This window comes from Paenibacillus sp. FSL H7-0942, assembly GCF_045040715.1.
GTDB lineage: Bacteria > Bacillota > Bacilli > Paenibacillales > Paenibacillaceae > Paenibacillus > Paenibacillus amylolyticus.
On sequence record NZ_CP150279.1, the window covers coordinates 1,811,654 to 1,831,186 of the forward strand.

General features: G+C 44.4%; 23 protein-coding genes. 20 read left to right on the forward strand and 3 right to left on the reverse strand.

The features are described from left to right. Window positions 1-210: 210 nt before the first annotated feature. The 3 genes from MHI48_RS08140 (at window position 211) to MHI48_RS08150 (ending at window position 1,963) form a co-directional block, all read left to right on the forward strand. Complete coding sequence (locus MHI48_RS08140; RefSeq protein ID WP_076327163.1) at window positions 211-1,248, forward strand: hypothetical protein; 1,038 nt, start codon at window positions 211-213, stop codon at window positions 1,246-1,248. Beyond that, the gene (locus MHI48_RS08145; protein WP_405143664.1) at window positions 1,229-1,513 is read left to right on the forward strand and encodes a hypothetical protein; all 285 of its coding nucleotides are present in this window, start codon (window positions 1,229-1,231) and stop codon (window positions 1,511-1,513) included. Before MHI48_RS08140 ends, MHI48_RS08145 begins: the two co-directional genes overlap by 20 nt. A gap of 153 nt (window positions 1,514-1,666) precedes the next feature. Next, a complete protein-coding gene (locus tag MHI48_RS08150; protein ID WP_076327162.1) occupies window positions 1,667-1,963 on the forward strand; it encodes an SHOCT domain-containing protein in 297 nt (98 codons plus the stop codon). Window positions 1,964-2,105: 142 nt separating this feature from the next. On the opposite strand, the gene MHI48_RS08155 is transcribed toward MHI48_RS08150, so the two are convergent. Next, window positions 2,106-3,089 carry a cation diffusion facilitator family transporter gene (locus tag MHI48_RS08155; protein ID WP_076318206.1) on the reverse strand — a complete coding sequence of 328 codons (984 nt, stop codon included), beginning with the start codon at window positions 3,087-3,089 and terminating at the stop codon, window positions 2,106-2,108. Between the two features lie 292 nt (window positions 3,090-3,381). Between MHI48_RS08155 and MHI48_RS08160 the strand changes: the two genes are divergently transcribed. From MHI48_RS08160 to MHI48_RS08190, 7 genes are all read left to right on the forward strand, one after another. Continuing rightward, window positions 3,382-4,059, forward strand: coding sequence for a response regulator transcription factor (locus MHI48_RS08160; RefSeq protein ID WP_076318700.1), 678 nt, complete (start codon window positions 3,382-3,384; stop codon window positions 4,057-4,059). Then, a complete protein-coding gene (locus MHI48_RS08165) occupies window positions 4,056-5,432 on the forward strand; it encodes a cell wall metabolism sensor histidine kinase WalK (RefSeq protein ID WP_076327161.1) in 1,377 nt (458 codons plus the stop codon). Before MHI48_RS08160 ends, MHI48_RS08165 begins: the two co-directional genes overlap by 4 nt. Before the next feature lie 67 nt (window positions 5,433-5,499). After that, window positions 5,500-6,630, forward strand: coding sequence for an ABC transporter permease (locus MHI48_RS08170; protein ID WP_076327160.1), 1,131 nt, complete (start codon window positions 5,500-5,502; stop codon window positions 6,628-6,630). After that, window positions 6,627-7,304 carry an ABC transporter ATP-binding protein gene (locus MHI48_RS08175; RefSeq protein ID WP_076327159.1) on the forward strand — a complete coding sequence of 226 codons (678 nt, stop codon included), beginning with the start codon at window positions 6,627-6,629 and terminating at the stop codon, window positions 7,302-7,304. The genes MHI48_RS08170 and MHI48_RS08175 overlap by 4 nt, the downstream gene beginning before the upstream one ends. Before the next feature lie 134 nt (window positions 7,305-7,438). Beyond that, window positions 7,439-8,029 carry an NUDIX hydrolase gene (locus MHI48_RS08180; RefSeq protein WP_405143667.1) on the forward strand — a complete coding sequence of 197 codons (591 nt, stop codon included), beginning with the start codon at window positions 7,439-7,441 and terminating at the stop codon, window positions 8,027-8,029. A 22-nt stretch (window positions 8,030-8,051) separates the two neighbouring features. Next, window positions 8,052-8,564, forward strand: a complete 513-nt coding sequence (locus MHI48_RS08185; protein ID WP_245837972.1) for a DUF4275 family protein — start codon at window positions 8,052-8,054, stop codon at window positions 8,562-8,564. A 58-nt stretch (window positions 8,565-8,622) separates the two neighbouring features. Continuing rightward, complete coding sequence (locus tag MHI48_RS08190; RefSeq protein WP_076327157.1) at window positions 8,623-9,216, forward strand: DUF4304 domain-containing protein; 594 nt, start codon at window positions 8,623-8,625, stop codon at window positions 9,214-9,216. Window positions 9,217-9,352: 136 nt separating this feature from the next. Here the strand turns inward: MHI48_RS08190 and MHI48_RS08195 are convergent, their stop codons facing one another. Continuing rightward, window positions 9,353-10,174, reverse strand: coding sequence for a DUF2785 domain-containing protein (locus MHI48_RS08195; RefSeq protein ID WP_076327156.1), 822 nt, complete (start codon window positions 10,172-10,174; stop codon window positions 9,353-9,355). Between the two features lie 77 nt (window positions 10,175-10,251). Here MHI48_RS08195 and MHI48_RS08200 point away from each other — a divergent pair, with 77 nt between their 5' ends. Beyond that, window positions 10,252-10,545 carry an RNA polymerase alpha subunit C-terminal domain-containing protein gene (locus tag MHI48_RS08200; protein WP_036610457.1) on the forward strand — a complete coding sequence of 98 codons (294 nt, stop codon included), beginning with the start codon at window positions 10,252-10,254 and terminating at the stop codon, window positions 10,543-10,545. A 19-nt stretch (window positions 10,546-10,564) separates the two neighbouring features. On the opposite strand, the gene MHI48_RS08205 is transcribed toward MHI48_RS08200, so the two are convergent. Next, window positions 10,565-11,509 carry a hypothetical protein gene (locus MHI48_RS08205; RefSeq protein ID WP_076327155.1) on the reverse strand — a complete coding sequence of 315 codons (945 nt, stop codon included), beginning with the start codon at window positions 11,507-11,509 and terminating at the stop codon, window positions 10,565-10,567. 365 nt (window positions 11,510-11,874) lie between these two features. On the opposite strand from MHI48_RS08205, the gene MHI48_RS08210 reads away from it, so the two are divergent. From MHI48_RS08210 to MHI48_RS08250, 9 genes are all read left to right on the forward strand, one after another. Next, window positions 11,875-12,381, forward strand: coding sequence for a DUF2569 domain-containing protein (locus MHI48_RS08210; RefSeq protein ID WP_036610454.1), 507 nt, complete (start codon window positions 11,875-11,877; stop codon window positions 12,379-12,381). Between the two features lie 126 nt (window positions 12,382-12,507). Next, window positions 12,508-13,122, forward strand: coding sequence for a histidine phosphatase family protein (locus tag MHI48_RS08215; RefSeq protein ID WP_076327154.1), 615 nt, complete (start codon window positions 12,508-12,510; stop codon window positions 13,120-13,122). A 41-nt stretch (window positions 13,123-13,163) separates the two neighbouring features. Next, a complete protein-coding gene (locus MHI48_RS08220; RefSeq protein WP_076327153.1) occupies window positions 13,164-13,820 on the forward strand; it encodes a pyridoxal 5'-phosphate synthase in 657 nt (218 codons plus the stop codon). An 81-nt stretch (window positions 13,821-13,901) separates the two neighbouring features. Further along, complete coding sequence (locus tag MHI48_RS08225; RefSeq protein WP_076327152.1) at window positions 13,902-14,471, forward strand: GNAT family N-acetyltransferase; 570 nt, start codon at window positions 13,902-13,904, stop codon at window positions 14,469-14,471. Between the two features lie 33 nt (window positions 14,472-14,504). Further along, window positions 14,505-15,137, forward strand: coding sequence for a hypothetical protein (locus MHI48_RS08230; protein ID WP_076327151.1), 633 nt, complete (start codon window positions 14,505-14,507; stop codon window positions 15,135-15,137). A 168-nt stretch (window positions 15,138-15,305) separates the two neighbouring features. After that, window positions 15,306-16,262: a radical SAM protein gene (locus MHI48_RS08235; protein ID WP_076327150.1), complete on the forward strand. Its 957-nt coding sequence runs from the start codon at window positions 15,306-15,308 to the stop codon at window positions 16,260-16,262. 294 nt (window positions 16,263-16,556) lie between these two features. Next, window positions 16,557-17,570 carry a phosphodiester glycosidase family protein gene (locus MHI48_RS08240; protein ID WP_076327149.1) on the forward strand — a complete coding sequence of 338 codons (1,014 nt, stop codon included), beginning with the start codon at window positions 16,557-16,559 and terminating at the stop codon, window positions 17,568-17,570. Continuing rightward, window positions 17,567-18,586, forward strand: coding sequence for a bifunctional glycosyltransferase family 2/GtrA family protein (locus tag MHI48_RS08245; RefSeq protein WP_076327148.1), 1,020 nt, complete (start codon window positions 17,567-17,569; stop codon window positions 18,584-18,586). Before MHI48_RS08240 ends, MHI48_RS08245 begins: the two co-directional genes overlap by 4 nt. A gap of 224 nt (window positions 18,587-18,810) precedes the next feature. Beyond that, window positions 18,811-19,521, forward strand: coding sequence for an AAA family ATPase (locus tag MHI48_RS08250; protein WP_076327147.1), 711 nt, complete (start codon window positions 18,811-18,813; stop codon window positions 19,519-19,521). Window positions 19,522-19,533 lie beyond the last annotated feature (12 nt).

Here is a 19,533-nt window from a genome sequence, read left to right on the forward strand (position 1 = left end):
GTGAGTATGCTATGGGTGGGAAGTTTCCCGGGAAATACCCTATCTCCAATAATCATTGCCATTTCATAACAATGAGCAACAATGGAATATACTAAACTAGAGCCCTGGCATGTATGCCAAAGGGCTCTATTAATAACTGCCGTTCCTCATTTATACTAATGATAGTTTAACCCTACATAGAGAAGATCAACGGAGAGGAGCGGTTATATTATGCCGATCTACTACTACCTTGCAGCAGTTTTATTAGTTGTAACAGCCTATTTGGTTCGACGTAAGTTCAAGATTTTCCGTCCAGCAGGAAGACGCAGAAAACAGACGAAAGTTACGTACAAACGAAAAAAAGCACCATTGAATCTTGGACTTCGAGAAGAAGTCTCCTATCAGCAAACCATTCTTCAATTGGAGAAGAGTTACAATAAGCATTTTGCCAACAAACTCAAGATCCGAATTCAAAAGGAATATCCTCACATGAAAACGCTGGAGTATCGGTGGAAATTGATAGAGCTTAAGCGATATTTCATTATGGCTTCATTACTTAAGCAGGTGCCCATGTTCAGTGATGAAGTTGATGATTTGTGGCATGAGATGCTGATGTTTACGAAATCTTACGCTGATTTTTGTGCAGAATTAATGGGTTCCACGGTACACCATGAGCCGGCAATCACCCGCCGCGAAACGCCAGGAGCACGTGCATGGTTTGACTGGGTGTACTGTCAATTATTTGAGTTCACCCCCTACAGTGCTGCAATCTGGGGTGATTTTTTCACTTACCCATTATCCAGTGATGTACAGAAGCTGATCGCACAGGGAGATCAATTCGAACTGGTAAATGAACTGTTTCATGCCAGACGCATGCAGGAGGATCCTGAAGCTGCTCAGGTGATTATCTACTTGATTGATCAACTACGTAGATCGGCAACTCTAAGTGAAGAAGAGCTATCTCCAGCATCTTCCGGAAGTAGTGATTTAGCTCTCGTCATGGCTAGCGCCATGGTGTATTACTCCATGCATAACGAGGCGACATATGGGTTACACATGGGGCGGTTGGAACAGGAAATTCTTCCACAGGAAAAGGCAGCCTATGGTTCCTCGTCAAGCAGTGGTTGCACGAGCAGTTCCAGCTGTTATGCGGACCAATGTACAGACAATAGTAGTTCCTCGGGAGGATCTGGATCATCCTCGGGATCATCTTCTGACTCTTCTTGCAGCTCATCCAGCTGTTCATCTTGTGGTGGTGGCGGAGATTAATGAAGTTGAGTATCTGGGCTACAGTGAATCTGCAATCTTGAATGAAACAGTCACTAGACAAATGGAGATTGCCGGAAGGGAAGAGCACATACGAAGCAACAAATTCACACCGTATTTAAGTTTTATAGGTTTTGGATTAGTCATTCTAACCTTAAGCGTGAATGTAAGCTTTAAGCTAGGAATTGAGAAAGGCTTGGATGAAGTCCAAGCTGGAACGCGGAAAAATAAACAAAGAAGACTACTTGGATCAGATCAAGAAAGTTAAGACCAGTTTGGGAATCAACATTAGTTATATTGTTATCCTGCTGTTTCAGCTTGGATACGTCATTATAAACTGGGACGAGGTTAATGTTTAGACTTCTGACCGACCTTTCCTGATTTTGAATAGAACATACATAACATTTAGGAGGAATATTCATTGAAAGCATTATCAATCGTTAGCCTTATTGGGTTCTTACTCAATTTTTTATTAATAGCAGTTTTTTTAGATGGTTCGCAAGAAGGTGCGGAGGTAGCGGCAGTTTTGGGACTTCTGGGTGGACTGTATGGTCTGCTTTTCTCAATTCTAGCTCTAATCATATCTAGCAAGAAAAAAAAGACCCCTGTGAATGTGCATGAACAACTGCTACAGTTAGGTGAATTAAAAGAGAAAAATATCATATCAGAATATGAATTCGATCAAAAGAAAGAGAAGTTACTCTCCAGATACAAGTAATCCAGAGCCCGCTACGGTTAGGTAAAGGCTATTCTATTTTCTACTCATACCAAAAAGCTGAACTTAGGAAAATAAAAACAGGGCGTTCCCTTCATCGGGGAATATGCCCTGTTTTTGTTATAACTAAATTTTGTTACTCATCTCAATGGTGATGATGCGCATGAGCATCTGGTGCGTCGCCTTTGACCGTACATAATACCGAGGTATCATGCAGATGTTTCTCAGACTCCACTTGGAGCGTCACATGTTTGATTTCTTTATGCTCCAGCATGTGTTCAATCTTCTGAACCAGGATCTCGGATGCATAAACATCCATCGTTCCATCTACCACAATATGAGCGGTCAGCGCATTCAGGTTACTGGTAATGGACCAGACATGCACATCGTGTACGCCTTTGACGCCATCAACTTGTTTGATGGTCTGCACCAGTTCATTCACATCCACATTGGCCGGAGTACCTTCCATCAAGATGTGCAGGGAGGACTTGGTGACATAGAACCCACTTCGTAATACCAACGCCGCGACAATTACACTTGCAAGTGGATCGGCCCAACCCCAGCCAAAGAACATCATGAGCAGTGCTGCCGCAATGGCCCCAACCGATCCCAACATGTCGCTGATGACATGCAGATAAGCACCGCGCATGTTCAGGTTATTCTCAGTATCGCTACCACGCATCATGATCCAGGCTACCAGAATATTGACGAGCAATCCAATGACGCTGATGATTAACATGCCTACGGTTGCGACTTCTGGCGGGTTGATGAATCGACCAATGGCTTCGTAGAAAATGTAGAGTGCAATGGCGATTAACGTAATTCCGTTTAACGTAGCGGCCAAAATTTCAAATCTTCTGTAGCCGTAGGTTTTGCCGGTATTTACTGCTTTTTCACCAAAGGTGAACGCCAGTAAAGCGATCCCGAGCGCAATGGAATCGGACAACATATGACCTGCATCCGAGATGAGCGCGAGACTGTTGGTGATGAATCCACCAATGGCTTCAACGATCATATAGATGGTAATAATAATGAAGGAAAACAACAGGACTTTCTTGTTATTGGTGGTGTGAGCGTGGTTGTGTCCATGATCGTGCCCATGGTTCTGATCGTGATGATGTCCGGACATATAAATCCTCTCCTTTGGAGCCTTGCTCCGTTATGTAATATGATTTCTAGTGTGGAATATAGATGATTCTTGGCAATGTTTGATCGTCTACAAATGAATATATGAGCACTTGTTCATATGTTATGATTTTATTATAGTTGCGCCTCATAATAGTGTCAACCAGATTCATGGAAATGTAAACATGGCCGCGGTGTTTCCGGGAATGTTGCTGGCGAATGAGATTGCTTTTATGCTACCATCTGTGCAGGATCAAAGTGAGATGTACTCGTTACATAGAAGGGCGGACAACCTTATGAAACATCTGCTGCTGGCAGACGATGATGCCAATATTCGAGCACTCCTGCGGCATGTCATGACCAAGGAAGGCTATCGGGTTCATGAAGCGCAGGATGGACTGGAAGCGGTCAAACTAATGCAAGAAACTCCGATCGATCTGGCGATCTTAGATGTGATGATGCCAGGCATGGACGGACTGGAGTTATGTGATTACATTCGGCAGCATTACGACATTCCAATCATGTTGCTGACGGCACGAGATCAGCTATCTGACAAGAGAGACGGTTATCTGAAAGGAACGGATGAATATGTGACCAAGCCATTTGAACCGGAAGAACTGGTCTATCGGGTAAAGGCATTGTTTCGTCGGTACCATCGCACATCCAGCGATATTATCCGTATGAACCGGATCGTCATTGACCGAAACAATGTGGAGGTTACCGATGGGCAATCCATTCTCTTTTTGCCAATGAAGGAGTTTGAATTACTCTCACAGCTTGCCCAGTTTCCGGGACGTTTGTTCTCACGGGATGAGCTCATTCGGCTTGTATGGGGAGCAGACTACGAAGGAGATGACCGTACCGTTGATGTACACATCAAGCGGTTACGTGATCGTTTTACCGATTATACGGACGATTTTGTCATTCAGACTGTGCGGGGTATTGGTTACAAGATGGAGGTGAAAGCACCTTGAGGACCTTGTACGTCCGGGTATTCCTCATTACAATTGCCGTGATTATGGTCAGCGGCATGCTTGGTTTTCTTTTGTCCAACATCTACTATCATACAAAGCTCAAGGATTTTAATGATGAGAAGCTGGTGGGCATCGCGACGCATATGAAGCAATTTGTGGAACAGCAACCCGGCACGATGGAGCAGTATTTGAACAATGCCGCCGCACTTGGGTACGAAATCTATGTGACGGATGGAAAAGGCAACGACCAATTCTACGGCCGCGAATTCCGTGAGAAAGATCTGAATAAGCAAGCTGTAGATCTGGTGCTGCGGGGTGAGGTATACCATGGCGTCGCCCAGTTTCCAAGCAAACCGTTCATTACCGGATTCTTCGATAATCAATTAAGCAATACCGTGGGTGTTCATCTACAGCTGGACAATGCGAATTACGCTCTCTTTATGCGTCCGGATGTAATTCTGCAATTCGGTGAGCTACGGATCTTTTTTGCGCTGATTGGAGCATTTACGATAGGTATTAGTATCCTGATCTTTCTGATCAGTACCCGCTATCTGGTCAATCCGATTGAACGTCTGTCCGAGGCAACCAAACGGATTGCGCAAGGAAAATATAATCTGAAATTGCCTACCGCAAGGCGGGATGAGATTGGACAGCTGGCCCAGCATTTCATGACCATGAGTCGTGAATTGGAGAGGGTAGATCAGGCGCGGCAGCAGTTTGTATCGAATGTATCGCATGAGATTCAATCACCGTTGACCTCAATTCAGGGGTTTGCCCAATTGGTGGCGGATCGGGATCTGCCTGAACAGGAAAGAGAGCACTATGCATCGATCATTGAGGAGGAGAGCCGTCATCTCTCTTTGCTCAGCAAACAACTGCTACTCCTGTCCTCCCTAGAACAAGGCAATGAAGATCTGAGCAAAGTAAAGTTCTCTCTGCGAGATCAATTCCGGCAAGCAGTTCAGGTGCTGCAATGGCAATTGGAAGAAAAAGAACTGTTGCTTCGGATTTCGGTGCCCGAATCTATCCAGCTGGTTGGCAATGAAGTGCTGCTCATGCAAGTTTGGATGAATCTATTGGGCAATGCGGTGAACCATCTACCACAGGGAAGAAGCATCGAGATTCACGCAGAGCAGACGGATAACCAGTGTGTGATTCAGATTCGGGATACAGGAGACGGGATTGCTGCAGAGCATCTGCCTTTCCTGTTCGATCGATTCTATCGGGTGGATCGTGCGAGGGAACGTTCTTCTGGACGAACCGGACTTGGACTTGCCATCGTACAGAAAATTATCCGAATTCATGACGGTACAATCGAGGTTTCCAGTTCACCTGAGGGTACGATCTTTACCGTGACACTTCCGCAGATGTAATCTGTTATTCATTTGCCGTTCATTTTCGCCTCCTATACTTGGGTTATCAAGAGGGAGGTCACAGAACATGTACATGGCTATTCGGGAAATGAGGTATGCCAAAGGGCGCTATGCCTTAATTGCTACAATCATGGTACTGGTTTCATTTCTGGTACTGTTTGTTACAGGTCTTGCACAGGGGCTGGCGTATGATAACGCAGCTTCGGTCAAAAATATGGCAGCAACCCACTTTGTGCTGGAGCAGGATTCGAATCATCGGTTCACCCGGTCACAAGTGGATCAGGATCAACTTAATCAAGCTCGCTCCGTGGTGGGGCAAGAGAACGCTGAGCCACTCGGTGTGAAAATGACAACCGTCAGTCCAACCGGCGACACAAAAAAGATCGATGTCACGCTGTTCATGGTTAATCCGGAGGGCTGGCTTGCTCCAACGGTGACTGAAGGGTCTCTGATTACGGATCAGACGAACGGGCAAGTTGTGGTGGACCATAAGTTGTCTGAATCTGGTGTCACAATTGGCACCGTCTTGGTCGATCAAGCTTCGGGAACGGAGTGGACCGTTGGTGGATTTGTACAAAATGAGTCTTTCAGTCACTCCCCAGTAGTGTTCTTGAATGCACAGGAATGGCTCGCACTTCAGGGAAGTTCACGAACTTCGCAAGGTTCAGCAGACACCAATGCTCATGCTCCGGTGTACAATGCCATTGCGATTAAGGGTGGGGGCGATCAGGTAGACCGCCTGAGTGCTGCAATGCCTAATACGGAAGTCATCACAAAGTCGGATGCCGTATCGGCCATTCCTGGTTATAAGGAAGAGCAGGGATCGTTGCTCATGATGATCGCTTTTCTATATGTCATCTCGGCGTTTGTGCTTGCGGTATTCTTCTATGTCATCACAATTCAGAAAACGAGTCAGTTCGGGATATTAAAAGCCATAGGAACGCGGAATGCTTATCTGGCGGGTAGTGTTTCGTTACAAGTCTTGGTTCTGTCGGTTGGCAGTCTGGTCATTAGCGTACTATTGGTTCGACTGTTCGAGTCCATTCTTCCTGCATCGATGCCGTTTCAATTAGGCTTGTCCACCCTTGCTCTGACCTGTGTGTTATTCATACTCATGTCTGTGGCGGGTTCGTTATTCTCGGTGTGGAAGGTTACCAAAATTGATGCACTTGATGCGATTGGGAGGACAGCAGCATGAGAAACCGATTGGTATTACAGGGAATTACACAGACCTTTGAAGATGGCGGCAGCAAACGCACGATTCTGGACAAACTGGACCTTGAGGTTGCCGAAGGGGAACTTGTAGCTGTGATGGGGCCTTCCGGCTCGGGCAAAAGTACATTCCTGTCCATTGCTGGCGCACTTCTTGAACCTACGGAGGGGCAGGTTCTACTGGATGGGGCCTCGATTATGGGTAAAGGCAAACAGGAGATATCCGATGTACGGCTCCAGCAACTCGGTTTTATCTTTCAAAGTGCCAACCTCATTCCGTATCTGAAAGTAGAAGAACAACTGATGGTGGTCGCGAAGCTCGCCGGAACGGATAAAAACAAGGCGGAGAAGCGAGTGAATGAGCTGTTGGATACGGTAGGCTTGACCCATCGGCGGAAGGCATATGCGGAGAAACTGTCAGGCGGGGAACGTCAGCGGGTCGCCATTGCACGGGCGTTGATGAACGATCCAGCTGTCCTGCTCGCGGATGAACCGACAGCCAGTCTGGATGCGGAACGTGGACTGGATATTGTCGGCATGATTGCACGGCTCGTAAAGGAGCAGAGCAAGAGTGCAGTGATGGTTACGCATGATGAGCGGATTTTGCCGCTCTGTAGCCGGGTTCTTTTTTTGGAAAATGGAAAGCTGGTGCAGCATTAGAAGGAGAATGGTCTGAGAGTCTGGAGAGAACACTGATTCAAGGCTTAAGGGCAGAGAGCGTAAGAAGAGGGTCACGTATTCCCCGGTGGGAAGGTGGCCTTCTTTCTGTGTTTTCGACTATAATTGGAAGAATAGTGGAATTAGATAGAGAGGATCGGGTGCGGATGAGTAGCTTGAGTGCGGAACTATTTCCGGCGCTGAGTACGTCAATTCATTGGGGAATTATTGAGGCGGAGTTCAGATTGAACGACATCGTGGATGAAAAGCTGGTGAGTAATATTAGCATCATTCCGTTTGTCGGGGATCAATGTGTCGTCTTTCAACTGGATAATGGAGATTGGGAGCTGCCTGGAGGGACGCTTGAAGCAGGTGAGCAGTATATGGATGGACTGAAGCGCGAACTGATGGAGGAACTTGGGGCAGACATGCGGTCCTATCAGATCTTTGGTCAATTCTATTGCACATCCAGTGCGTTGGAACCGTATCGACCGTATATCCCGCATCCCCATTTCGTACGAATCATCGGTTATGGAGATGTTGAACTTGTCGGTGATCCGCTGAATCCGGAGGATGGTGAGCAGGTGGTTGCAGTGGAAGTGGTAGAGATTGATGAAGCGATCCAAAGATTCCAGAAACAGAACAGACATGACATTGCGGAGATGTACAAACTGGCTTATGTACTGCGAAATGAAGCTAAACAGTCAGGCAAGGGCCAGGTATTATAATTCCAGATAACTTACGGAGGTAATGATGATTCGAGATAAAATTAACGAGCTGCTGGATGCGTTACCCGAAATGGAACTGAACCGAGCATATTGGGGGATTGAGCGTATCCATCAGGAATATATGTTCAAGAAGAAATTGCAGGATAAAGGGGTTGTCGTATCCGAACTGTATGAGGAATCCGAAGGGATTGTACAGCAATGGGACAGCGTATTTGCCCATAATATCGATGATGTGGTCAAAGAGTCTATCCATTATAGCCAGTACAAGTGGCATTTGTTCAGTTATGAACAACAGAAATGTCTGACACATGATGAAGCACGAGATGCTTTCGATGCCGAGCCGAAAGATGAAGTATATGTGATGTATGAAAGTGGTGGTTGGGTGCTTTTATACGAAAACGCGAATCGGGTCATTGCAGCGGATTTTGATTCGGAGCAGGATATCTATATCTTCGACCGAGCGTTTACATGGACGTACGTGTATACGCACGAATCCATGTGCGGCCCTTATTTTTATAAAATAGAACAAGCATGATTCTGAACAAAAAAGGGTAACAACGAATTAAATAAACTTTGCCTTGGGAGTGATATCAATGCAGGAACTTTTTAAGAAGATCATCAAAACAGACGTCAAACCCGTATTTGCCAAACACGGCTATTCGAAGAAAAATCTGAATTTCTACAAAGCGGATGGAAACCTCGCATATAAGTTCAACATTCAAAGAGCAAAGTATAACACCAGTAGACAAGTCCAGTTTTATGTTAATTGTGGTGTTCATTCCACCGAACTTGCGGAGTTGCATTCCGTTGGATTGAATGGAGACATATTGGAGTTCACATCTCATTTTACCTGCCGAATCAGAGAAATAGCCCCTTCCGCTCCGGCCCACTATACCTTAACGCCTGATATCGATCCAGACGCTTTATCGAAAGAACTGGTGTCACATTTGGAAGAGGGTATGTCATTCTTACACTCGCTAACAGGGGCCAGAGATATAGTCCATTATTATATGGACAAGACAGCGCTACATTTAAGCGAAGTAACCTTCCGTTTTCTGCTAAAAGCCGGCGATACGGAAGAAGCCAAGCATTATTTACAGCAACTGCACGCCAAATACGGAGCCGAAAAGCGCTGGACGATATTAGAAAAGAAATATGCAGCCGTTTTTGCCGAGTACGGATTATAAGTTATATGGTAAGAAAACAAGCCGAATTCATAACCTAATTTCAATTTGTTTGGAGCTGAATTTAACAATAATTAAAATTGCGATTCCTTCCAATAATATGTCTGAGATAAGGGTGTTAATTTGGAAGGACTGATAATCATGAGTAATATACGGGTTCTACTTTATATAACGTGTGCTCAATAGTTGGACCGAGATCAGCATCCAATTGGTGAAATTTAATCCTGAAGTATAGACTCTTTAGAAAGTTTTTTATGTTATTCTTTTGCCTAAACGCGGGAAGAAATTCTGCATCTTTCTCTACATCACCAAAACGTTGAATCCATTGCTTTATGTAAGTCTCACTAAGTATCTTTCTATTTAAGACACTAATGATGGATTTCACCATTCTTTCATCTTCCCCATCGGAGTACACGCGATCTGTGACGGTTATCTTTTGATAAACTAGGTCGAGGATAGTTAAGAGATCGGTCTCATCTAGTTCGCTACATTGAGCTAAATCATCCAAAACATCTGCTGCGTGTGCTATGGCATGAGCCCAGCCTTTTACTTCGTCATGTCCACGGTAATCACGCTCTTTTTGTACATTGTAGAATACGTTCTCTTTGATCTGATGAATGTGTTCTTTTGAGAGAAATGGTGATTCTCTATGCCTGGATAAAAAGAGCGATATAACCAACATAGAGAAAGATCGAGTGAATACAGCGTCTGAATTTGTTTCTCCAAGTCTAAAATGCAAATGGTTTTCATCCAAGACTATGGGTAAGATTTGCTCTAGTTCGTACACAGTCAGAGCATGACCAGGAATCCAATTCGATAAGGTTGTGTAAATTAATTCATCACGTAGCTGGGCATCCAAAGAACCGATGTTATGTATCATTTCTTGTACTAATGGAAATATATCTGAAGGTGCTTGGTAGTCATTCTCTTTTATTAATAACAACTTGTCTTTTAATTCCATTCTACACACTCCTATGAGTAAACTATCATTCAGGTTGCCTTGGTTATATTATACAATTTATAAGGAGTGATGCCCACATGGCAAACGATAAAGGAACACTCAGAACATGCGAACAAGGACATTTGTATTATAAAAAAAGTGATTGCCCAACCTGTCCGACGTGCGAAGCTGAACGTAAACCGACAGAGGGATTTCTAGCCTTATTGTCAGCTCCCGCCAGACGGGCCTTGGAGAATGAAGGCATCACAACACTACTGCAACTTGCGGAGTACACGGAGAAAGAGATCCTGAAACTTCACGGAATCGGGCCATCTGCCATGCCCAAACTGCGAAGCGCTTTGGAAGAAGAGGGATTGTCTTTTAAGAAATAACCCTCTTCACGCTGTTCCACTAATCCAAACCAGAAGCGGAAGTAATCTCCTCCATCGTTACCCGATACAAGAAGTTACCTTCACTGAGTAGCAGACGATATTGGCGAAAATCCTGCCGTGCCTTCTTGAAGGGCTGATCTTCCTCATTTAACAAAACAATCTTTTGCCCCTTGTTCAATCTACCGGGTTTCTCCATTTTTTTAAGCACAAACGACCCATGTTTACCATACCCGGCATCAAACAAGAAATGATAACCATCCGTACTGAAGCCAGAGGAACCGGAGATGTTTGGATTCATAAATGTAACTTTGGGTTCAGTGGTGCCCCCTGAGATACAACCGAGTTCAAAATCGGTATAGAAGTAGAACCAGACCTGCTTCTCAGTCACCACATTGAGTGCGTAACAATCCGCAATATCAGCTTCACGATTTTCATACAGTTTATTGCCATGTTCATCCCAGGCCAGCAGACCGCTTGATCCAATCGGGTCGCTCCATCCGTAGTTACCAAAAACCCCTTCATCAAAGTAACTGGTCCAGATCGTTCCTTTCTCTGTGACCTGCACACTTTGGATACCGTCTCCCAACAGAAACTCGCGGATCGTATTTCCTTCCAGATCACACACTTTGGCGTTCAAATCAAACTGTTGATTTCCGTAATTCGTACAGCGTGCTCCGACGAGCAGCAGATGATCATGTAATGGTTGTACGTAATGATAATTGAACGTCTGCCCCCAGATGACAACTTCCTCAATAGTTTGATCTGTCACAATAAGCACTTTGTACGTATAGCTTTGCTTCAATTTACTTTGGACGAACATACCTCGCTCTCTCTCGGGAATCTGATTCATCAACAACACATAGACAAGGCCATCACCGCCCCACTGGGTGGAAACGATATCGAAGTCCTCGACATAATTTGAAATGTCGGCAAAAGGCAAAAGTTTTACTTTAGGATTGGGCATATCCATATCCTCCTTTGTTGTCAAATGCAGAGTCACCATCTGCATCTGTATAAGAGGATTATGACGTACACGTACTAAACTGAACATGGCGGAAGTATAGCGAAGGTCTTCTATGGCTTTTGCAGCGTATGAGTAAGATCTTTTGAAAATGCTGCTTCGTCCTTGACACTCGTAGTACAATAAGGAAGTTGTGTAAAATTCTATATGAGAGGAGGACGGAGAGATCGCTATAAGAAGAGTGTGAAAATACATACAACGCACGTGAAGTAAAGGGATAGAAGCACCCGTAGATTCGATTTGCTTTATGACTATTACGAGGAAGACTCATCTCAGAAAAACAAAACTGCATAAGGAAGTGTTACGAGGTGGAACCACATATTGAAGAGCAAAAAACAGACTACCGTCCACTAGGTGTGTCGGGATTGGGTGGTTGGCTGATTCTCATCCAGATTGGATTATTTGTTACGGTAATTCTACTTGCAGTGCAATTATTTCAGCAGATAATACCCACATTCACAACTGAGACTTGGGAAATGCTAACTTCCAAACAATCAGACTATTATCACCCATTATGGGGTCCAGTACTTATTTTTGAGATGGTGTACAATACGCTGTTTTTATTATTCAGTGTATATACAATTTTTGTGTTTTATAGCAAGAAAGCAATATTACCCCGTCTGATGATCATCTTCTATGGTCTCAGTCTGATTGTAGGTATTATTGATTACCTATTATTGCTCCAGATTCCGTTAGCAAAAGAATTGGAAGATGGAAGCTCGATCAGAGAAATTGCTAAATCTGTCATCACTTGTGCCATCTGGATTCCTTATTTTATCAAATCCGAGCGAGTTCATAACACATTTGTAAGATAAATGGTAAGCAGGAAATGCCCGATCTTGGATAGAAGCTATCTGAGGTCGGGTTTATTGTATATGCCGGGCTAGTCATACAGTGTAAAGGTATATTGTTCATTATAGAAATGAAAAGGAGGAGAGATCTTGAAAATTTATCTGGTAAGGCATGGGGTGGATGAGGAAGGGTATCGAGGCGGATGGAGTGATCGTGGACTTACGGAACAGGGGATCAATCAATCCAGGAAACTGGGAGAGCATTTGCATCATCATGCTGAGGAGTACAACATACATACGATCGTTAGCAGTGATCTTCCTCGTGCAGTACAGACAACACGGGAAATTGAGAAGAAATTAAACATGCAAGCTAGCTTAGTGAAAGATTGGCGGGAGATGAATAACGGAGATTTGGCAGGCATGCTCCATAAGGATGCTGAAGAACATTACCCAGGGGTTTATTTCAACACTCTTAAGATGGCTTCGCCTTTTCCGGGAGGAGAAAGTCCAAGGGATTTTTATAACCGGATAAGCACATCTTTCGAAAGTCTTCTTAGAGATATAGAGGAACAAACAGTCAAGTCCAATGTTCTGTTAATTACTCACGGCGGAGTGATTAACATCCTGTATTATCTGCTTGAGAAGAGGGAATGGAGCAATAAATCCAGCTTTTATCCCATGGACAACACCAGTGTACATACCGTTGAAAAGGGAAGGCATGGTTGGAAACTTAGCAACGCAAATGTGTTAAGTCATCTAGATTAGTTGTTTTCATGATAGATTAAAGAGAAGATGGAGGCGATGACATGAGCGATCAACCAATTGAACTATTGCAACGTTTAAAATCTTTATCCGGCCCATTTCCAACGTGGGATACGGGGCAGTTGCCGGAGCGGCCCGGGAAGCTATTTTTGGAGTGGTTGAGATTGGCGGTTGAGAACAAAGTGAAAGAACCTCACGCTATGACAATCTCCACCGTGGATCAAGACGGTTATCCTGATGCGCGGGTGTTGATTTTGAAAAACATAATTGATGAAACGTTTTATTTTGCCTCCAGTTCGGAGAGTCGAAAAGGACATCAATTGAAGGAGAACCCTCATGTGGCTCTTACCTTTTACTGGCCTTCCCTTGGAAGACAGATTCGGATAAGGGGAGTTGCCGAGGATCAGGGAGATCAAGCGGGCGCTGATGATTTTCGCAAACGTTCAGCTGGAGCGAGAGCAGTTGCCATGACAGGACATCAGAGTGAGGTTTTGGATAGCGAGGAAGTGTTGGATAGTTCCATTGAAGCTCAGAAGGAAAAGATAATTCGTGACCCCGGTGTCGTTACACCTAATTGGCGTTTATATGCCGTGAATGCACAAGAGGTGGAGTTTTGGCAGGGAGATTCGGAGCGCAAGCATGTACGAGTCCAATATGTAAAGCAAGATGGGCAGTGGAAGACACTCAGATTATGGCCTTGATTTTAGAACAGATGAGTCAGGCAATATGAAGCGAGCTGCTGTGTGTTTCTTTTTCCTAACAATCTGAGGGAGGATAAATCTATGAAAACGATTGAAAGTTTCTTCGAACCATTTCCCATGTTGGAAACCGAACGGACGTTACTCCGACCTCTTACCTATGATGATCTGGAGGATATATACAGTTACTGCGTTGTACCTGCTGTATCGGAGTTCACGACCTGGGACGCGCATCAGAGTAAAGAAGACACCAAAGCTTTTTTAGATTTTGTCATGAGTCGCTATGAGACGGATCTAATAGGCCCGTGGGGGATCGAAGATAAACACACCAAGGGGCTGATTGGTAGTTGTAACTATCTAGGGTGTGACAGCGATAACAGGAGAGTTGAACTGGGATATGTGTTATCTGATCAATTTTGGAATCAGGGCTACATGACCGAGGTAGTGAAACGAATCATCCAATTTGGATTTGATGAAGTGGGGCTCGAGCGAATCCAGGCCAGATGTTTAGTGGAAAACACAGGTTCTGCCAAGGTCATGGAGAAGGCAGGCATGCAATTCGAAGGTGTGCTGAGGAAATACATGAAGGTAAAAAATGAGCTTCAAGATCTGAAGATGTATGCTATCGTAAAAGAAGACTTCTACTCGTGTTAAATAAAGAACGTGTTATTGAAAGGGCGATCGAGGTTGAACAAAGGAATTCTGTATCTTATGTTATTCATGACTTTTTTAAGTAGCTCAGAAGTGACTTACAATCGTAATGCCGTTTCAAAAGAACCTCCTGCATCTCATGCAACTAAGATATTTACTGAGGATGAATTCCAATTTCAGATTAAATCCAAAGATATTACGATTAAATTAGGAAGTACTCGTGAAGAGGTTGAGCAGCAACTTGGACTCCACGTGGATTACTACTACTATACGAATGTCTACCAGTACAAAGATATGAGAATTCATTACAAAGATGGCATTGTGGATGGCATCATGATTGATGATCCGGCAAAGTTCAAAAAGTATAAAACGCCAAGAGGGATAGGTTATGCAAGTACAGTCCAGGAGGTTTTCCAACAATACGGCAAAAAAGCTTTTATAGATACTAGAAAAGGAAAAGTAAAAAGTATTACATATGTCATGGAGAAAAATAAACAAGGCAATTACCATGTCATACCTTCCTTTGATCATGCAATATTGGAAGGAGGATTTGAGAACATGAAGGGGTTGTCCATGAATTTTGATCAAAAGGGGCGTGTGTCATTCATCATGCTAGCGAGCTATGAGTTTGCCTATAATCCTGAGTTCAACATGGATGACATACAATAGAGGATTATGGTATTACCTAACATCAATCCCGATCGTTGAGGAAATGGTTTTATTTTTGTTTTCAGCAAGCAACGTACATAATGTCATATCGTGAACTGGATGCCTTCCGCTATAATCTTCAAGTTATTAAAACATGGATTGAATGAAGGAACCAGGAGGTACAACGAATTGACGACCAAAAACAGATATAAATCACTCGAACTGGAAACCCCCGGCGTATATGAGCTAGAAGGGCTTGAAGTGGGAGTGACATCGAACTGCAATTATAAATGTGACTACTGCTGCGCCTACAATCGGGATGATGGAGCGTGCATCAATAGTCAGGAAGTCATCCGTATTATTAGTGAGCTTCCTCGTCTCAAGAGAGTGCGATTGTCAGGGGGAGAAGTTACTCTGAAATATCAGGATTGCCTGGAGGTTGTGACGTACTGTGCGGCACATGGCATCGATACACAATTGAACAGTAATGCCAGTCTGCTGACTGAAGAACGAATCATCGCGTTGCGAGATGCAGGCTTGTCCAACATTCATATCTCGTTTAATTATACGGATGCGGAGGCCTATGCTGCGTACTACCGTGTGCATCCTCGCATGTATGAAAGGTTGGAGCAGAATATCCGTTTGTGTACAGAAGTCGGTCTGGAGACGGTATTGGAAACCTTACTGTTTGAAGGGAACCAAGCGAACATGCAGGCCATTAGCGATAAGGTGTATGACCTGGGGGTGCGCATCCATGAGATCCAGAACAGTATTAAGATGCCGCATACCGACTGGACCCAGATTGTATCCAAAGAGTCCCTTGTTCGATCTGTTACGGAATTAATTAAACATAAAAAGCCAGATACAACGCTCTATTTCACCTGTATGGATCGGTTCGCTGAACAGTTAAATTTGCGCGAACAACCCGGTGTGTATTTCTCTAATTGTGTGGATGGCACGAAACAGCTGCACCTGCACGGCAATGGGGATATTCTCATCTGTGAGTTATGCCATCCTGTTGTGATTGGCAACATCTACACTGGAACGTCGTTGAAGGATATTTATGCCCAACAGCCACCGGCGTTAACGGAGTTTTTGGAAAAGCGGCCTTGTCCCGCGTACGATGCTCTTTTTGCAGACGCATAACAGGAAGACCTGATGAAGATATGTGATATGAATGTTGAACGAAATATGTACACGATATTAGTGGCCTTAGGATTGTATAGATTATAAATCAAGGTGATCTGATTTCCTCAATGGGAAAACGGATCACCTTTTTTTATTAAACTATTCATTTACACAATATCAGCGATTGGAAGGTGGTTCTGTCATCTTAGTGTCAGTGTGAATATTCTTTAGTTCAATTGATATGGTTTCAGATTCATTTAAGCTACCCGGCCTAATATGGCCTTAAGACTTAGATGAAGAGGTGAGCTTCACATGATGAAGATTGATGAGAAACCAACCCGGAAAGAACCACATAAAAGGCCGATCTCTCCAAGAAAGCGCAGATGGCTTATCATCACACTTGTCATCGTGCTTGCGGTAGGTGGAATCCTATACAGTCTGGCTGACCGTTACCTGATCCGGCATGTGCAGGTGGTTGTGGCGGATGAGAACACGGCAACGGCAACAACGAACAACGCGAATGATTCCACCAACACTTCAACCACAGCGACTGAGGTGAATGCAACATCAGATGATTGGAATTATTCGAGTGATGATATGAAAGTCAGTATTGAAAAGGTACAGACTGGTTCAGGCTCGGATCAGATTACGTATTATGTCGCCGATGTTCAGCTAACGGATGCAAGCAGCCTGCGAACTGCGCTAGCGGACAACAGTTTTGGAACGAACATCACCGAGAATACGTCAGAGATTGCCGCAGCCAACAATGCGATCTTTGCCATTAACGGTGATTATTACGGATTCCGCGACGATGGTGTCATTATCCGAAATGGAACACTGTACCGAGACAGCCCCACGCGGGATGCACTTGCCCTGTTCAACGACGGTACGATGAAAACATATAACGAGAACGAGATTTCTTCCTCGGAACTGCTGGCCGAAGGTGCAACCAACACACTATCTTTTGGGCCAATTCTGATTCAGGATGGCGAGATCGTCAGTGATTTTAGCAGTGTGAAAATCGATAATAACTTCGGCAACCGCTCCATTCAGGATGCAAATCCAAGAACTGCGATTGGCATGATTGCTCCGAATCATTACGTCTTTGTGGTGGTGGACGGACGGCAGGACAACAGCCGTGGCATGACCTTGGCAGAACTGGCGGATGTCATGAAAGGTCTGGGAGCAACCGAAGCCTACAACTTGGACGGCGGGGGTTCATCCACGATGTATTTTATGGGCAGAGTTGTCAATAATCCGCTGGGGCGTAATCAGGAACGTGGCGTAAGTGACATTTTATATCTGACGGAGGGACAAGGATCATGACGATATTAATTCCATCATATGAACCCGATGTGCGTTTACTGAATCTCGTTTTGCAACTGCAAACCTTTAAACTTGGACCCATTGTGATTGTGGATGATGGCAGTGGCCCCGGTTACCGTGGAATTTTTGAAACGGCAGAAGCGTATGGCTGTACGGTCCTGACACATCCCGTCAATCTGGGTAAGGGCAGGGCCTTGAAGACTGGCTTTCAGTATATTAAGGAGTATGGACCTCAGGGCGGTATAGTGTGCGCAGATAGTGACGGACAGCATCTGCCACATGATATTAAGCGTATCTTCGAAGTGCTACTCGCACAAACCACACCAGGAATTGTACTCGGCAGCCGTCGCTTCAGTGGTAAAATTCCAGCACGTAGCCGGTTTGGCAATACAGTCACAAGGGCGGTCTTTTCCCTCACAACAGGTACCCAGGTATATGATACACAGACGGGTCTACGTGGTTTTCCTTACTCCATGCTGGATTGGCTGAACCAGATTCCTGGGGATCGGTTTGAATACGAGATGAACATGTTGTTAACGGCACACAAGGAAGGGTATGAGATTACGGAGGAGTTTATTGATACGGTGTATCTGGATCACAATGAGTCCTCCCATTTCCGCCCGCTGGTTGATTCATTCCGAATCTATATGCCAATCCTGATGTTCAGCACATCATCGGTGCTATCCGCTCTGATTGATTTTGGATTACTATTCGTCATCCAGTATTTTTATTTTACGCATAATCTGTTTCTGTCGGTTGTCGCAGCAAGACTGTGCAGCTCCATCTTCAACTATACGATTAATCGAAAGTACGTATTTTCCGCTGGACGAACCTCTAAGGTTCGGCAGTCATTGCCCAAATATTTCTCACTTGTCCTACTGGTGCTGTTATTAAACTACGGTTTACTGTATTTTTATAATGAAAAACTGATTATTCCGCTACTCGCAGCCAAGCTGTTGACCGAGGTATCCATCTTCCTGTTCAGCTATTGGGCACAGCGCAGATTTGTTTATTAACCCTGAAGAGAGAGTAAGCCTATGGCTTGCTCTTTTTTGGTTGAAACGGTTTCATATCTACCCCGAAATAGGTTACGATGGAGAACATAACCCGCAAGGACATCATTCGTCCATGGCTGGACCAATCAGAGTAAACTTAATGTTAATTTGAAGATAAGTGTGCGAAGTTCGAGTGTAAATATGCTTTAGTTGAATTTATATAAAATAAATGTGGGAGGATGATTATGTATCTTCGAAGTGTGGAACTCCTGTCGGCCAAGATCGAGAATCGGAACCAATATCCTTTTGACATCCCCGCGATCCGGTCCTTGGAACGATTGGAATTCACGAATAACGTTACTTTTTTTGTAGGTGAAAATGGTTCAGGGAAATCTACGCTGCTGGAAGGCATCGCTCATCAATGTGGATTCAATACCGCAGGGGGCGGCAGGAATAATACCTATGAGACACATGCTTCAGAATCCTCGCTCGGGAATTATCTCAGGCTGGCATGGTTACCCAAAATAACGAATGGCTTCTTCATGCGCTCTGAATCGTTCTATCAATTCGCATCACATGTCGATGAGATGCCGGCGTCGCTTCAATATTATGGCGGGCGTTCATTACATGAACAATCACATGGGGAGTCTTTTCTCAGTCTGTTCGTCAATCGCTTCAGTTCCAAAGGCATCTATCTGCTTGACGAGCCCGAAGCCGCTTTATCTCCAGCTAGGCAGCTCTCCTTATTGCGTATCCTTCATGATTTGTCGGGCACTTCACAATTTATTATTGCGACGCACTCACCCATTTTACTGGGGTATCCGGGGGCAGAGATTTTAAGTTTTGACGATAGCCATATTCAAGAGGTAGCCTATGAGGAGACCGATCATTATCAGATTACTCGCAGCTTTCTGGAGAACCGCGACCGGATGCTGAATGAATTATTTAAAGATTAAGTTCTCAGTTTA